18 protein-coding genes, 1 pseudogene and 1 riboswitch are annotated in these 14,423 nt (G+C 68.5%); of the genes and pseudogenes, 4 read left to right on the top strand and 15 right to left on the bottom strand.

Annotated features, from left to right (window positions below):
• Nucleotides 1-6: 6 nt before the first annotated feature.
• From thiC to L1066_RS27045, 6 genes are all read right to left on the bottom strand, one after another.
• Complete coding sequence (thiC, locus tag L1066_RS19710; protein ID WP_235737892.1) at nt 7-1,698, bottom strand: phosphomethylpyrimidine synthase ThiC; 1,692 nt, start codon at nt 1,696-1,698, stop codon at nt 7-9.
• Nucleotides 1,699-1,797: 99 nt separating this feature from the next.
• A complete protein-coding gene (locus L1066_RS19705) occupies nt 1,798-2,310 on the bottom strand; it encodes a thiamine phosphate synthase (RefSeq protein WP_235737891.1) in 513 nt (170 codons plus the stop codon).
• A complete protein-coding gene (locus L1066_RS19700) occupies nt 2,307-3,083 on the bottom strand; it encodes a thiazole synthase (protein WP_376707704.1) in 777 nt (258 codons plus the stop codon). Before L1066_RS19700 ends, L1066_RS19705 begins: the two co-directional genes overlap by 4 nt.
• Nucleotides 3,080-3,292 carry a sulfur carrier protein ThiS gene (gene thiS, locus L1066_RS19695; RefSeq protein WP_235737889.1) on the bottom strand — a complete coding sequence of 71 codons (213 nt, stop codon included), beginning with the start codon at nt 3,290-3,292 and terminating at the stop codon, nt 3,080-3,082. The genes L1066_RS19700 and thiS overlap by 4 nt, the downstream gene beginning before the upstream one ends.
• On the bottom strand, nt 3,283-4,380 hold the full coding sequence (gene thiO / locus L1066_RS19690) for a glycine oxidase ThiO (protein WP_235737888.1): 1,098 nt from the start codon (nt 4,378-4,380) through the stop codon (nt 3,283-3,285). Before thiO ends, thiS begins: the two co-directional genes overlap by 10 nt.
• A 23-nt stretch (nt 4,381-4,403) precedes the next feature.
• Nucleotides 4,404-4,526 carry a hypothetical protein gene (locus L1066_RS27045; protein ID WP_283095521.1) on the bottom strand — a complete coding sequence of 41 codons (123 nt, stop codon included), beginning with the start codon at nt 4,524-4,526 and terminating at the stop codon, nt 4,404-4,406.
• Nucleotides 4,510-4,619, bottom strand: a riboswitch (TPP riboswitch). It overlaps the preceding gene by 17 nt.
• Before the next feature lie 147 nt (nt 4,620-4,766).
• On the opposite strand from L1066_RS27045, the gene L1066_RS19685 reads away from it, so the two are divergent.
• Complete coding sequence (locus L1066_RS19685; protein ID WP_235737887.1) at nt 4,767-5,201, top strand: hypothetical protein; 435 nt, start codon at nt 4,767-4,769, stop codon at nt 5,199-5,201.
• A gap of 49 nt (nt 5,202-5,250) precedes the next feature.
• Here L1066_RS19685 and L1066_RS19680 read toward each other — a convergent pair whose 3' ends face one another.
• Together L1066_RS19680 and L1066_RS19675 are read right to left on the bottom strand one after the other, a co-directional pair.
• Nucleotides 5,251-5,907, bottom strand: a complete 657-nt coding sequence (locus tag L1066_RS19680) for a hypothetical protein (protein ID WP_235737886.1) — start codon at nt 5,905-5,907, stop codon at nt 5,251-5,253.
• Nucleotides 5,904-6,095, bottom strand: a complete 192-nt coding sequence (locus L1066_RS19675; protein ID WP_235737885.1) for a hypothetical protein — start codon at nt 6,093-6,095, stop codon at nt 5,904-5,906. The genes L1066_RS19680 and L1066_RS19675 overlap by 4 nt, the downstream gene beginning before the upstream one ends.
• A 190-nt stretch (nt 6,096-6,285) precedes the next feature.
• On the opposite strand from L1066_RS19675, the gene L1066_RS19670 reads away from it, so the two are divergent.
• Nucleotides 6,286-6,864 (top strand): hypothetical protein, encoded by a 579-nt coding sequence (locus L1066_RS19670; RefSeq protein WP_235737884.1) that lies wholly within the window; start codon nt 6,286-6,288, stop codon nt 6,862-6,864.
• 49 nt (nt 6,865-6,913) lie between these two features.
• On the opposite strand, the gene L1066_RS19665 is transcribed toward L1066_RS19670, so the two are convergent.
• The 4 genes from L1066_RS19665 to arr all read right to left on the bottom strand — a co-directional run bounded on the left by L1066_RS19665 (nt 6,914) and on the right by arr (nt 9,417).
• A complete protein-coding gene (locus L1066_RS19665) occupies nt 6,914-7,324 on the bottom strand; it encodes a VOC family protein (protein WP_312008310.1) in 411 nt (136 codons plus the stop codon).
• Between the two features lie 94 nt (nt 7,325-7,418).
• Nucleotides 7,419-8,336 (bottom strand): alpha/beta hydrolase, encoded by a 918-nt coding sequence (locus L1066_RS19660; protein ID WP_235737882.1) that lies wholly within the window; start codon nt 8,334-8,336, stop codon nt 7,419-7,421.
• 91 nt (nt 8,337-8,427) lie between these two features.
• Nucleotides 8,428-8,781 (bottom strand): DUF1801 domain-containing protein, encoded by a 354-nt coding sequence (locus L1066_RS19655; RefSeq protein WP_235737881.1) that lies wholly within the window; start codon nt 8,779-8,781, stop codon nt 8,428-8,430.
• 210 nt (nt 8,782-8,991) lie between these two features.
• Nucleotides 8,992-9,417 carry an NAD(+)--rifampin ADP-ribosyltransferase gene (gene arr, locus L1066_RS19650; protein ID WP_235737880.1) on the bottom strand — a complete coding sequence of 142 codons (426 nt, stop codon included), beginning with the start codon at nt 9,415-9,417 and terminating at the stop codon, nt 8,992-8,994.
• Nucleotides 9,418-9,692: 275 nt separating this feature from the next.
• Here arr and L1066_RS19645 point away from each other — a divergent pair, with 275 nt between their 5' ends.
• Nucleotides 9,693-10,328, top strand: coding sequence for a hypothetical protein (locus L1066_RS19645; protein WP_235737879.1), 636 nt, complete (start codon nt 9,693-9,695; stop codon nt 10,326-10,328).
• 393 nt (nt 10,329-10,721) lie between these two features.
• Here the strand turns inward: L1066_RS19645 and L1066_RS19640 are convergent, their stop codons facing one another.
• Nucleotides 10,722-11,117, bottom strand: a complete 396-nt coding sequence (locus L1066_RS19640; protein ID WP_235737878.1) for a TetR/AcrR family transcriptional regulator — start codon at nt 11,115-11,117, stop codon at nt 10,722-10,724.
• Between the two features lie 64 nt (nt 11,118-11,181).
• On the opposite strand from L1066_RS19640, the gene L1066_RS19635 reads away from it, so the two are divergent.
• Complete coding sequence (locus tag L1066_RS19635) at nt 11,182-12,069, top strand: class I SAM-dependent methyltransferase (RefSeq protein ID WP_235737877.1); 888 nt, start codon at nt 11,182-11,184, stop codon at nt 12,067-12,069.
• Nucleotides 12,070-12,188: 119 nt separating this feature from the next.
• Here the strand turns inward: L1066_RS19635 and ychF are convergent, their stop codons facing one another.
• A complete protein-coding gene (ychF, locus tag L1066_RS19630) occupies nt 12,189-13,262 on the bottom strand; it encodes a redox-regulated ATPase YchF (protein WP_235737876.1) in 1,074 nt (357 codons plus the stop codon).
• Nucleotides 13,263-13,273: 11 nt separating this feature from the next.
• A pseudogene (locus L1066_RS19625) lies at nt 13,274-14,304 on the bottom strand (LLM class flavin-dependent oxidoreductase).
• Nucleotides 14,305-14,423: the final 119 nt, after the last annotated feature.

The following is a 14,423-nucleotide window of genomic DNA, read 5'->3' as shown; positions in this document are numbered from 1 at the left end:
CTCACGTCACGGGGCCGGGGCGTCCGTGCCGCTCTCCACGTAGACCGACGACCCGAGCTCCACGAACTCCGCGGACTTCTCGGCCATCCCGGCCGCGACCCGGTCGCGGACGTCCTGGCTGATCCGCATCGAGCAGAACTTCGGACCGCACATCGAGCAGAAGTGCGCCGTCTTGCTGGCTTCGGCAGGCAGGGTCTCGTCGTGGAAGGCCTCGGCGGTGTGCGGGTCCAGGGAGAGCGCGAACTGGTCGTGCCAGCGGAACTCGAACCGGGCCCGGCTCAAGGTGTCGTCCCACTCCCGGGCCCCGGGATGTCCCTTGGCCACGTCGGCGGCGTGGGCCGCGAGCTTGTAGGTGATCACTCCCGTCTTCACGTCGTCGCGGTTGGGCAGGCCGAGATGCTCCTTGGGGGTGACGTAGCAGAGCATCGCGGTGCCGTGCATGGCGATCGCGGCGGCGCCGATCGCGGAGGTGATGTGGTCGTAGCCCGGCGCGATGTCGGTCGCCAACGGACCGAGGGTGTAGAACGGCGCGCCGTGGCACCACTCCTGTTGGAGCACCACGTTCTCCTCGACGAGGTTCAGCGGCACGTGTCCCGGTCCCTCGACCATCACCTGCACGTCGTGCTCCCAGGCACGTGAGGTGAGCTCGGCGAGGGTCCGCAGCTCGGACAGCTGGGCCGCATCGTTGGCGTCGGCGGTGCAACCGGGCCGGAGACCGTCGCCGAGCGAGAAGGACACGTCGTAGCGGGCAAAGATCTCGCAGAGCTCATCGAAGTGCGTGTAGAGGAAGTTCTCCTCGTGATGGGCCAGACACCACCCGGCCATGATCGACCCACCGCGGGAGACGATGCCGGTGATCCGTTGCGCCGTGAGCGGCACGTAGCGCAGCAACACCCCGGCATGGACGGTCATGTAGTCGACGCCCTGCTCGCACTGCTCGATCACGGTGTCGCGGAAGACCTCCCAGCTGAGCCTCGAGGCGTCACCGTCCACCTTCTCGAGGGCCTGGTAGATCGGCACCGTGCCGATGGGCACGGGTGAGTTCCGCACGATCCACTCGCGGGTGGTGTGGATGTCGTCTCCGGTCGACAGGTCCATGACCGTGTCGGCACCCCAGGTCACTGCCCAGGTCAGCTTGTCGACCTCCTCGGCGATGCTGGAGGTGACGGCGCTGTTGCCGATGTTGGCGTTGATCTTCACCAGGAAGCGTTTGCCGATGATCATCGGCTCTGCCTCCGGGTGGTTCACGTTGAGCGGCATGATGGCGCGACCCGACGCGATCTCGGTGCGGACCACGTCGACGTCGACGTTCTCGCGAATCGCGACGTACTCCATCTCCGGCGTCGTGACACCGCGCCGTGCGTAGTGCATCTGGGTCACGGTGCGGCCCGAGGTCGCGCGGCGTGGTCGCGCTTGGCGCCCACGCCACTGCTCGCGCGCCTCGCCCCGACGTACGGCTCCCTTGCCGTTGTCGAGCAGCTGCGTCGCCCTCCCGTCGTACTCCTCGGTGTCGGCTCGCTGGACGACCCAGGATGCTCGCAGCGGAGGCAGGCCCACCTCGGGGTCACTTCCCGGTCCGGCAGTCGTGTAGCGGTCGAAGGTCTCGCCGTTGGTCAGGGCGACGCGGGTGAACGGGACGACGACGTCCGCATTCCCTCCGGTGCGGTGGACGGTCTCGTGGCTGGGGTGCAGTTGCATCAGTTCTCCTGCTGGTTGGGGTGAGGTCGTGCCGGGCCGTTGGTCATGCGACGGCTTCGAGGAGCCGGGTCACCACCGCGGCCGGGTCACGAGCGCGCATCACGGCGCCCATGACGGCCACGCCGTGTGCCCCGGCCGCCCGGAAGTCAGCGGCGTTGGCGGCATCGATGCCGCCGAGTGCATAGAGGGGGTCCCGGCGGCCTCCGCGACGAGCCCGGCCACACCGGCGGTACCGAGGACCGGGCCGTAGCCCGGCTTGGACGGTGAGGGCGCCACCGGCGACAAGGTGACCCATTCCGCGCCCTGCGCCACCGCCTGCCGCAACTGCGACCCGTCGTGACAGGACCGTCCGTGACGCGAGCCGACCACGGGCTGGTGGGCTGCCAGGTGTACGCCGGCGGTGGCCGGCAGCGACGTACGAGCCGAGATCACCGTCACGTGGCGAGCAAGCTTCACGGCGAGGGCCGCCCGCGCTGCCTCGGAGAGGTCGAGCTCACGCAACACCATGACGGCGAGGCCGGCAGAGGCGCACTCGGCGACGGTGCGTTCCAGGCAACGACCGTCCGGCAGCTGGCTCCGATCACTGAGGAGCAGCAGGCGGGGCGGGCTCACACCATCACCCGGCCGTGCATCGGGCTCGAGGCGCGCGGCTCCTCGCGACGCGGGATCCTGCCCGCGCCCGCCGCGAGAGAACCGGCAAGGACCGCGTGGCGCATCGCCGTGGCCATCGCGACGGGATCCTCCGCCCGGGTGACGGCCGTGGCGACGAGCACCGCGTCGCACCCCAGTTCACGGGCCAGGGCTGCCTCACTGGCGGTCCCGATGCCAGCGTCCAGCACCACGGGGACCGACACCGCTGCCCGGACCGCGGCGATGGAGTGCGGGTCCGCGATGCCGCGGCCCGAGCCGATCGGTGATCCCAGCGGCATGACAGCGGCGCAGCCGACGTCGACGAGGCGACGCGCGACCACGGGGTCGGCCGTGGTGTAGGGCAACACCGTGAAGCCGCGCTCGACCAGGGTGGCAGCTGCGTCGACGAGATCGACCACGTCGGGGAGCAGGCTGTGTTCGTCGCCGATCACCTCGAGCTTCACCCAGTCGGTCTGCAACGCCTCGCGGGCGAGTTCCGCGGTGAGCACCGCTTCACGGGCGCTCAGGCAACCGGCCGTGTTGGGCAGGATCCGCACGCCGAGCTCGCGCAGCGTGGCGAGGAGGCCGCCCGCGACCAGGGAGGAGGTACGTCGCATCGACACCGTCACCAGGCCCGGCTCTGCCGCCGCGACCACCCGACGTACCGCTTCCAGGCTGGTCAGGCCGCCCGTCCCGATCCACAGCCGGCTGGCCAGCGTCTCGCCGGCGAGAAGGAACGGTTCCACGCCGCTCACCCGCCCTGGTGGGCGGTCACGACCTCGACCCGGTCGTCGTCACACAGCTGGGTGTCGGGCCAGTCGGCCGCCCGGACGACCGTGCCGTTCACGGCGACGGCAACGCCACGCGGGTCCGGCACCAGGTCAGCGAGTCGGATCCCCTCGCGATGTCGTGTGATCTCCCCGTTGACGATCAGCTGCACGGTCTTGGGCTTCCTCACAGGCATGGTGTTGTCCTCTCGAAACGGTCGGGATGGAAGGGGGCGGCGACGTCAGGTGGTGGGGACTCCTCGACCAGGGCCCTGACCACCGCAGCGGTGACGGGGGCAAGGAGTACGCCGCCGCGGTAGTGACCGCCGGCCACGATGGGTCGCTGCGCTCCGGTGCCCTCCAGGACGCCCAGCAGTGGCCCGTTGTCGGGCGTGCCGGGGCGGTCCCGAGCGACGGCGTCGATGAACTCCGCCGTGTCGAGCCCGGGCAGCAGCTGGCGGGCTGCGTCCAGCAGCCGGGCCATTCCCCCGACGGTCGGAGCGGAATGGCCCGGGTGCTCCTCCTCGGTCGCTCCGATGACGACTTCCCCGTCGCTGCGGGGGACGACGTACACCGGCTGGCCATGGACCCGCGCCCGCACCATGTGGGTGGGCGCGTCCGGGGTCCGCACCCGGATCACCTCGCCGCGCACCGCACGGACCGATGCCAACCCGGTCGCGCCGGTGGCGAGCACGACCACGTCTGCGGCGAGCACGCGACCGTCCTCGAGGAGGACCCCGCCCTCGACCGGGGTGGCCCGCTGCCGCACCACTCGGTCGCCCAGCACCGCGAGCAGTGCGACCGCCACCCGTCGGGGGTCGACGTGCCGGTCGTGGGGAAGCCAGACGCCACCGGCAACCCGCGAGCTGAGACCGGGTTCCCTGCGCCACAGCGCTTCCCGGTCCAGTGGTTCGACCCGTACACCCGACTCCTCGAGGAGCGCGCACGAGCGCCGTACGTCGATCAGGTCGTCACGGTCCATCCCGACCAGCAGGGTGCCGGTGCTGCGCAGGTCGACGTCGGTGCCGGAGCGCTGCTCCAGGTTCGCGGCGTACTCGGGCCAGCGCGCCAAGGAGTCGAGCCCCAGTCGCAGGAGGGCCTCCTCACCGAACCATGCCTCCCCCGCAGGCGCGAGCATGCCGGCAGCGGCATGGGTGGCCCCCGTTGCAGGCGCCGGGTCACAGACGACCACCTCGTGGCCGGCGCGAAGGAGCTCGTCGGCACAGCTGAGGCCGATGATGCCGCCCCCGATCACTGCCACGCTGCGGCGGTTCACGCGGTTCACGCGGTTCACGCGGTTCACGCGGTTCATCCGGCGGCGGCGCGGTCGGCGAGCTCCTGCACGGATCGGGGCGGATCGGAGGTCGACGCCCGATCGAGCGTCGTCGGATCACTGACCAAGTGGATGCGTGGCAACACGTCGAGATTCACTTCCTTCGCCGGCATTACCCGGAGCAGGTTCGACGGTCAGGGTGGCGACAACCCCATCTCAGCCCGTGCCATCGGGCTCCCGTGTGTACGGGCGAGACGTTAACACGTGCGGACGGCGGTCGATCAAGCCCCGGGCCCGCTCTGATGTGACCTGCGGGCTCACTTCTGGCCAAGAACGAGCCCCGAGCTCACATCAGAGCGCGAGACTCACCCGTGGCCACCGCGAATAGGCTCGGCGGCATGGAACTCACCCCAGAATCACTGAGGCGACGCATCCTCGAACGAGGCCTGCCCGAGGCGGCTGCAACGATCGCGACGCAGGGAGGCAGCGCGGTGCATCCCGCGCTGGAGTTCACGGCCGAATCCATCTCCTTGACGAGCGATGGACCCTCCATCAGCGTGATCCGACACTCCGGGCGCACCGACCTGGTGCCGCTGTGGACGTCGAGTGCCACCGTGACCGTCTTCTCGGCAGCAGACGGCTCGTTCCTGGAGTGGAGCGCCGAGGACGACGAGCAGCCGTGGCAGAGCTGGCCGGACTTCGCTTCGGCGGTCAGACACCTCCTCACCGATCTCTACGAGAACATGGTGTCTGACGAGCACCGACATGAGGTCGCGGCCCTGCTGCTGCCCGAAGACCAGATCGCTGCAGCGATGGTCCCCGAGGAACGGTGACCGGGGCAGGTCGGCCGAACCATATTCGTGCACCCCGCGCTCGTGGTCCTCAGTCCTTCGGCTCGTCCGCCCAGCCGTCGAAGAACGCGTCGGAGTGGTTCTCGGGGTCGAGGGTGTTGTGCCGCAGACGAATCCTTCGCCCGAACCTCCGGGTGGACGGGCGCAACTGCCACTCCCCCAGCTGGACCTGCCTGCGGAGCGTCCGCTGACCTGGCAGGTCCACGCTGACGACGAGGGTGTAGTGGCTGGGGCTTCCAGATCCTGGGATCCCGGGGTGGGTCATCACCTCGTCGACCATGCCAACAGATACGTGAGCGTCTGCGTAGAGGGCGCGTGACTGTTGGGGATTCCGGTGGGGCTCACTCCGGCGGCGGCGCACTCCGTGCCATCCGCCGAAGAGCACGTCCTCCAGGTCATCGGGGTCGAGGGTGTTGTGACGGAAGCGGACGGCCTGCCCGACATCAGCGTCGCTGAAGTCTCCCGCGCCGAACCAGATCTTGCGATGGATCGTCACCGAGTCCGGCAGCACGGCGCTCACCAGGAGGTCGTAGTTGTCGACGGACTCCCCGCTGGAGTGCGTGATCACCTCGTCGATCCTGCCGACGGACTCGTGGCCGTCGCGAAATCTTGCCTCGTCGAGACGGCCCCCTGCATGTGAGCCGAAGGCAGCGCAGACGAGGACGAGCACCACCGTCACGGCGATCACCCCCAGAAGACGGGGCGGTTGTGGCGACCCGCGGCCACACTCCAGGCAACGAACGCGATCCCACCCAGCACCAGCAGCAGAACGGTCCCGAAGAAGAAGTCACTCCGGCGAGACCAGCGACGGATGCTCGCCCGGGTCTCCGGCGTCCTCGCCAGGCGCATCCACTCCTCGGTCTGCCGTCTGCTCATCCGAAACCCCTTCTTTGCTCCTAGGGCCGCGCCCTACCAGCCGGTGCGGTACGCCGCTGTCATCGACGCGTGACCCGCTCGTGACTCCATGATGGATCCGAACCGCAGCTACCGATCACAAGAAGGCGTTGCCCGTAGGGGTCCGAAGCACACCTGCCCAGCGATGTCCCCGACGTCGTAGGGTCCGCGCATGCCACTCTTCTTGACACCCGCGTTGCCGGACCAGGTGGACGGCGCTCGCCTGGGCGGTGCTCCGCCGGTCGCGATCGAAGCGCACCCGCTCATGCGGACGCATCGTTACTTGTTGACGCTGCCGGCAGATTGCCGGCCGTGGGCGGCCGGGGTCGAGGTCTCCGTCCTGCTCCGGGCAGGTTTCAGCATCGGCGACGACGACCTCGTCTATCCGCGGATGGCCATGCGCGCCCTCGTGCACGAGCCGTCGCCGCGTGGGAGCCGCCCCGACCTCGGCTGGCCCGGACTACGATCCGTCGCGCTCACCGCGATCCCGGACGACGAAGGCATGACCCCGTTGGTGCGGATCGACGACGAGCCGGTCCTGATCCAGAACCAACCGGACTACGCAGCGGCAGTGCTGGCGGACGGTCACCGCTTCCTCTTCCAGGTCGACGAGGACGGATGGCCGGTCGACGGCGAGCTGGCGGACGTGATCGATGAATACCTGTGGGGATACGGATCCGTCTACTTCTACGCGACGCCGGGGCCGGGCGGAGTCGTCTCCGAGGTCGTCGCAGGGTTCATCGACTTCTGATGCTGCCTTGCCGGGCTGTGAGTTGAGGCCATCGTCGACCCTGTCGCGCTCATGGTCGGCGCTGATCCGGCCTCGACCCGGCTGGAGTCAGGACCTCGATGCGATTTCCGAATCCGTCGCGCGCATGAAAGCGGATGTATCCCTCGAATGTGTCCCTCTCCTCCCACGAAAGCTCGTATCCTCCGTTGCCGATGCGCTCCGCCACCGCCTCCAGTTCATCGAGTGACGAACAGACGAGACCCGGGTGTGCCTTCTTGGCAGGGACGAACGGATCGTCGACCCCGCAATGGATCTCCGCGACGACGGCATCCCCCTCGAAGGCACGGAACCAGCAGCCGCCGCGGCCGAGCAACGACGGAGGCTTCTGCACCTCCACCAACCCCAGGGCCTCGCCGTAGAAGCGACGTGCCTCGTCCTCCTGACCGCGCGGCATGGAGACTTGAACATGATGGAGTCTCACACCCACCCCTCCTTCATCTTGATGTCGACACGTTGGCGCGGAACTCCGCCGAGCTCCACCAGGTGGCCAGCATCCGCCGGCAGCGACAGTGCGATCAACCTGGCACGCCGATCCGATCACCGAGCCACTCGTCGATCCCAGCAAGTGCGGCACGCCCCATGGACGTCGCGTGGCCGGAGAACGCGTGCGGCGAAGCGGGATAGATACGCAGGTCGACGTCGACCCCGGCGGCCATGAGCCTCATCGCCATTGCAAGGTTGTCCTGCAGGAGGACGTCGTCCGCACCGACCACGATCAGCACCGGCGGAAGACCGCTCAGGTCTGCGAAGATCGGCGAGAGATCCGGATTCGTGCGATCCGTGACCTCGCCGACGTACGCACGGATGAAGTACTCGTCCGCGATGAGCCGGCCCGGCGGGGTCCGCGCGGAGAGGTCGTAGGTGCCGCACTGGAGCACCGCGCCGGAGAACGCGTGGATCCCCCGATCACGCAACCGCAGCATGGTCGCGGCGGCCAAAGTGGACCCTGCGGAGAACCCGGTCATGGCCAGCGTCGTCGTGCCGAACCGAGCCCCGGCATGCTCGACGAGCCACATGGCGGCCGTCTCGCAGTCGTCCGGCGCGGCCGGCCAAGGATGCTCCGGGGCCAACCGGTAGTCCACGCTCACCACGGCAACGCCCAGCGCCTCCACCAGTCGCCGGTTGCGGACGTCGCTGCCTGCGGCCGATCCGAGGTAGAACCCACCGGTGTGGATCTCCAGAATCACCGCCACGGGCGAGCAGTCGATGGGGTGGTGGACACGCACAGGCACGTTTCGTCCGTCCGCGCTCACGACCTCGACGGTCGGAGTCGGGCGGCATGCGTCGGGTTCCGGCACCGCCTGGCGAACCTCAAGAAGTTGATGCAGGTTCGCGGGCCCGCGACCAGGCGGTCGGCGCGAGTAGAAGTCGCGCGACTCGTCGACGAGCGCAAGGAGCCCCGGATCGATGAACGCAGAGAGGTCGCAGCGCATGACGTGGATCGTAGGCCCGAGAACGGCACGCGCCCCGGAGGCAGCCACGATCAGCTGCCCTCGGGGCGCGTGCAGGAATGCACCCAGTCGCTCAGTCGATCACCGAGCGGGCGATCTCCGCGATCCGCCTCTCGGTGTCCTGGTCCACGGTCTCGAAGTACCACGCGGCCGGCATCAGCGTCCCGTCCACGCCTCCTGCCGGGGCAAACGCCGCCTTCTCCGTGATCGCGAGGTTCATGCGGTCGTCGTTGCGCAGGGTGAGCAGCGCCGGCGTACTCGCGGACGCGGCATAGGCCGGCATCCCGTACCAGATCCGGGGCTTCAGGCTGGGGGCGGCCACCACGATGAGGTCATGCACGCTCCGCATGATCGACCGCCGCGGCTCGTCCATCTCCGAGATCTTGTCGATCACCTGGAGGAGGTTCTTCTCGTCCTTCGATGACATGTCATGTCCTTTCGTCGACCGATGTCATGCATCGGCGAGATGAAGATGGCGCATCGCTGCGCCGTACCCCATCCGGACATGTCCTGAACCGCTCAGGCCTCTCCGCAATGATTCACGTGGTGGTCACGTGGGAGCACAATCGGCGGAAGGTTCCGCCCCAAGCAGGATAGCCGAGCCTTGTCAGTGGGGCGAAGGTCCGTACCGTGCGGATCAATTGATGATCTCGGCGTCGGACTCCCGCATCGCCGTCAGCCGCGCGCGCCACATGTCGACCTCGGCCGGCTCCAGACGGGTCCAGTCGGCGATCTCCTCGATGACCCGCAGCGGACTCCCGCTCCGGTAGGACTGCGTCGGGTTGCCGGGGAACTTCTTGTCGGTGACGTTCGGGTCATCCTCGAAGGATCCGGTCGGCTCCACGAGATAGACATGGGGTTCGGCGCCCTCGGGTCCGAGCATCGCGGCAATCTCGGCGGCCAAGCCACCGCCATCGCGCCGCGCGGTGAAGTAGACGTGGTTCATGGTCACGTCAGACCGGTAGTTCGAGCGGCGTCCCGCGGTGATCAGATCGCCGGGAAGCAGCACCGCCCGGGTGCCGTGGTAGTACGCCGGGTACGGCGGCTCCTCCGGGGTGTCCATCAGCAGAGTCTCCCACGGGGTGCCAGCCTGATCGAGTCGATGCAAGTCGTCTTCGCAGCCATTCCTCTATCCCGTCCAGAGCAGCGCGGGCCGTCGATGTTGCGTGCCCGGTGAATGCGCGCGGCGATGCGGGAAGGACCCTCAGGTCGACGTCGACTGGGCCGTCCCGAAGTATCGAGCCAGTCGAGGCCCGGCGTCAGCGGTGACCCCCGCTTCCCGTGCACGATCTCGTGGAGCCGTCGCGCCCGCCCTCCCCTGGGCCCTAGGCTGCTCCAGTGGTCCAGCACTTGCCCCTCCCCGCGCAGGTTCGCTGCAACCGCGGTTTCGGGTGGTCCTTCAAGATGATGCTGGCCATCGTCTTGGCGATGACGGTGATTCTGATGATCGGCACCCGGGGGCGTGAGCCGGGCGGTGCGTTGATCGGCCTGGCGATCGGCACCTCGGTGGCGGCGCTCTTCTGCGTCGTGCGTGCTGTCCTTCTGCCGCGACTGATGATCGACCTGCCACATGGAGTCCTCCGCACCCGCACCGGCGCTGTGCCGTTCACCAGGATCGCTGTCATCGACGTTGTCAAGGAGAAGGCCGGAGTGTGGGCGGCGTTCAGCGGAGACGACGGGCGCACGCTGGCTCGTATGTCTGTTGCCGACACGATGTTTGCCCCACCGACCAGCGACCAGTGGGCAGCCCTTGGGCAGGTGATTCAGTCAGCTGCGACCTCCCGCGGTGTCTCGCTCGAGGCGCAACCACGAGCAGCAGGCAACTGGGTGTCTCCTGCCGACGCGATCGCCATCATCGATGCCCAGGCTGCCTGGTGCTCAGCGGGCCAGCGTTCCAGTGACCGCCGGGCGCCGGCGACCGCACTGGTGAAGTCCTCGATCGCCCTACGTCCCGGAGGGGGCTCGCTCATCTAGGTCTCTCTCCCAACCCTGTGCTGGTGGTGTTGAGGAGCCCTCTGGTCGTCGGCCCAAGGCCACCGTCCGTCACCGCATGCGCAGAGTGGGATCGTGCCGCCAGGACCTCGGCCACGCTCGGGCATTCAAGGACAAGGGCTGGCGCGGCGACGGCGATCCCTGGCCATCACCCTCCCGGGTCCGGAGCGGGTGGCCCGACTGCCAGCTAGCCGCCTACGAGCGATGGGGCGAGGACCGCGGCGGCGAAGCGCTCCACATCCGCCCGGCTCGGCCTTTGCTTGTCGCGGTCAGAGAAGAGCAGATGCCCACCCCCTACCAGCGACATGGCCAGCGCATCGACGTCTGTGTCCTCCGCTATCCGCCCTCCGTCCCGTTCGGCGGCCAGGTATGCGATCACGGCTTCAGTCGATTCCGCCAGGATGGCGATGCCCCCGCGGCGGTCGCCTTGCGCAGCCTGGTTCGCAGTTCGTCGCGGAACGTGATCAGCGGGATGATCGCCACGGGCACCGGACCGAAGAGGTCGACCAGTGCGGACGAGAGGTTGCTCGCCACGGTTCTGGACCCGACCGACTCCTGCAGCTCCGCCGCTCTTCGCAACAACTGGTCCATGCGGTCAAGCACCAACTCCGCGAGGAACTCATCGAAGTCCGCGAAGTGCCGATGCAGGACCCCTTTCGCGCAACCAGCCTCGGCGGTCACGGCCCGGCTGGTCAGCGCGTTGGGGCCTTCGCGCAACAGAACCCGCTCGGCGGCGTCGAACATCTGTTGCCGGGCATCTGGCAGATGCACTCCAGACGGCACATCTTTCTCCTGGTCGTTTGCAAGTGGGCATACGCCCACCTAAAGTGGGCACATGCCCACGCTACCCGGTCACGGAGCTTCCGGCACCGAACGGCTCGAACTGCACCGAACGCGCGAGATGGCCGAATCATTCGGCGTCGACGCCGCGGCGTACCACGCCGCCCGACCGAGCTACCCGGACGCCCTGGTGCAGAGAATCGTGGATGGCCAATCCACTCCCAGCATCCTCGACATCGGATGTGGCACCGGAATAGCTGCGCTCCAGTTGCGAGAAGCTGGCGGCGACGTCGTGGGTATCGAACCGGACCAGCGGATGGCCGAGTTCGCACGCTCCAGAGGGCTGTCGGTCGAACACAGCACGTTCGAAGCGTGGGACCCGAGAGACCGATCATTCGACATCGTCACAGCAGCGCAGTCCTGGCACTGGGTCGATCCGACAATCGGGCCGACGAAAGCAGCCACCATCCTTCGTCCCGGCGGACGCCTGGCGATCTTCGGGCACGTCTTCGAACCACCGGAGGACGTCGCACAAGCATTGGCCGACGCCTTCCGGCGCGCAGTCCCCGACTCACCGTTCACCACATCAGGGCGGCGTCCACTGCAGACGTACCGAGCGGGGTACGAGCACATCGCCGAGACCCTACGTGTGACCAGCCTCTTCGGCGACGTCGACGTGTGGCAGTTCGACTGGACGAGAACCTATCAACGCGACGAATGGCTCGCCCTCCTCGCGACGACGGGCAGCCTCACTCCCTCCCGTTCGAAGCAAGGGCCAAGGTTTTGCAGGCCGTCGGACGCGCTGTCGATGCACGCGGCGGATCGTTCACGATGGAATACGTCACGCTCGCCGCCGCGGGCCGCCGCAGCACCATCGTGCCGAATGGGGATCATGACGGTCTATGAACGCGCGGAGCACGGCAGAGGCCAGCTGAGAACCTGAACTCTACCGAGCTCCGGCACGGAGAACACCTTCTTGTGCCGACCGCCGCCCTGTAACAACGCCTCCCCACCCATCCCACAACGAGGCGACCAGGCTGGCGTGCGGTCGCAGAGGGCGGCTCAGACGTTGAAGCGGAACTCCACCACGTCGCCGTCGGCCATGACGTAGTCCTTGCCCTCCATGCGAACCTTGCCGGCTTCCTTGGCCTTCACCATCGTGCCGGCGTCGACGAGGTCCGCGAACGACACGATCTCGGCCTTGATGAAGCCCTTCTGGAAGTCGGTGTGGATGACACCGGCCGCCTCGGGGGCGGTGGCGCCCTTGGGGATCGTCCAGGCCCGCGTCTCCTTGGGCCCGGCGGTCAGGTAGGTCTGCAGGCCGAGGGTGTCGAAGCCGACCCGGGCCAGCACCTCGAGGCCGGGCTCGGTGACGCCGGCCTCGGCGAGGAACTCGACGGCCTCCTCGTCGTCGAGCTCGATCAGCTCGGACTCGAACTTCGCGTCGAGGAAGATCGCCTCGGCTGGCGCGACGATCTCGCGCATCCTCGCCTTGAGCTCCTCGTCGGCGAGCTCGTCGGCATCGCAGTTGAAGACGTAGATGAAGGGCTTGGCGGTGAGCAGCGAGAGTTCACGGAGCAGCAGTCGGTCGATCTTGGTGGCGATGATCGGGGTGCCGGACTCAAGCGCCTCCTTCGCCTCCCGCGCCGCCTCGAGGTTCGCGACCAGCTCCTTGACCTTGCGCGACTCCTTCTCGAGCCGGGCGATCGCCCGCTCCACCGTCTCCAGGTCGGCCAGGATCAGCTCGGTCTGGATCGTGGAGATGTCGTTGGCGGGATTGACCTCACCGTCGACGTGGGTGACGTCCTCGTCGCGGAACACGCGGGTCACCTGGCAGATCGCCGACGACTCCCGGATGTGGGAGAGGAACTTGTTGCCCAGGCCCTCACCCTGCGAAGCGCCACGCACGATGCCCGCGATGTCGACGAACTCCACGGTCGCCGGCAGGATCCGCTCGGAACCGTAGATCTCGGCGAGCTTCGCCAGTCGCTCGTCGGGGACACCGACGACACCCACGTTGGGCTCGATCGTCGCGAACGGGTAGTTCGCCGCGAGGACATCGTTCTTGGTCAGTGCGTTGAAGAGCGTCGACTTGCCAGCGTTGGGGAGTCCGACGATACCGATGGTGAGAGCCACGGGCGGGAAGTCTACGTCTCGCCCGGCCGCCGGAACGAACCGAGCAGGTCGTCAGCCGAGCGCAGGAAGCACGTGCTCGCCGTACGCCTGCAGGAAAGCCGCCTGGTTGCGTCCCACGTTGTGCACGAAGACCCGGTCGTAGCCGAGGTCGAGGAGACGGCGCACCTCCCCAGATGGGTGGCGGGGTCAGCGCTGATCGGGAGCCGTCCGAGCAGGTCCTCCGGCCGCACCAGTCGCGCGATCTGCTCGATCAGCTGCGGGCTGCGCAGATCGCCTCGGGCGAAGCGCATGGCACCGATCGGGTAGTAGGCCGCAGCCTGGGCCAGCGCCTCCTCGTCGGTCGGCGCCCACGAGACGTTGAGGTGCAGCCACTTCGGCATCGCTTCGGGGTCCTTGCCGGCCTCGCGCGCCCCGGCCCGGAAGCGGTCGATCACGAGCGCCGCCTGGTCGTGGGGTACGCCGACCGCGAGCAGGCCGTCGGCCGAGCGGCCGGCGCGCCGTGCGGTCACGGGTCCGCCGGTCGCCACGAGCACCTGGGGCGGGCGCTCCGGCATCGTCCACAGCCGGGTCGTCTCGAGTCGGTAATGCTCACCGGAGAAGCGGATGTCGCGTCCCGCGACGGAGGCGGTGAAGAGTCGCTTGATCAGGTCGACCGCCTCGAAGAGGCGATTGATCCGCTCCGGCGCCTCCGGCCAGTAGCCCCCGTGACGTGCTCGCTCAGCGCCTCCCCGGCGCTCACGGTCAGGAAGTGTCGGCCCGGGTGCAGCGCCGCAAGAGTGGCGCTCGCCTGCGCCAGGCTGGCCGGGTGGGAGCGGTAGCCCGGCACGGCCATGCCAGCCCCGAAGTCGGTGCGGGTGTGCTCCGCCAGGGCACCCAGCACCGACCACACGTGCGGCGCCTCGCCCAGGCTCGGGAGCCAGGGCTGGAAGAGGTCGGTGACCAACGTCCCGTCGAAGCCAGCGGCCTCGGCGAGCGTCGCCAGGTCGATGGCCTCGCGCGGCCGGACACGATCCGTGGCGGCGACGTACCCGATCCGACCCATGGGCCTGCTCCTCACTGGCGACTGCGCGGGCGATCCTATCCGCGTCCGGCGATGTCGCGGCCAGCGGAACCGCGCACCGCACGTCCGACGGGGGTGCGTTTCGATGGAGCCCCAGCAAA

Origin of the sequence: Nocardioides alcanivorans, from assembly GCF_021555175.1 — a bacterium.
Classification (GTDB): Bacteria; Actinomycetota; Actinomycetes; order Propionibacteriales; family Nocardioidaceae; genus Nocardioides; species Nocardioides alcanivorans.
This window is presented reverse-complemented; position numbering and strand designations above follow the sequence as displayed.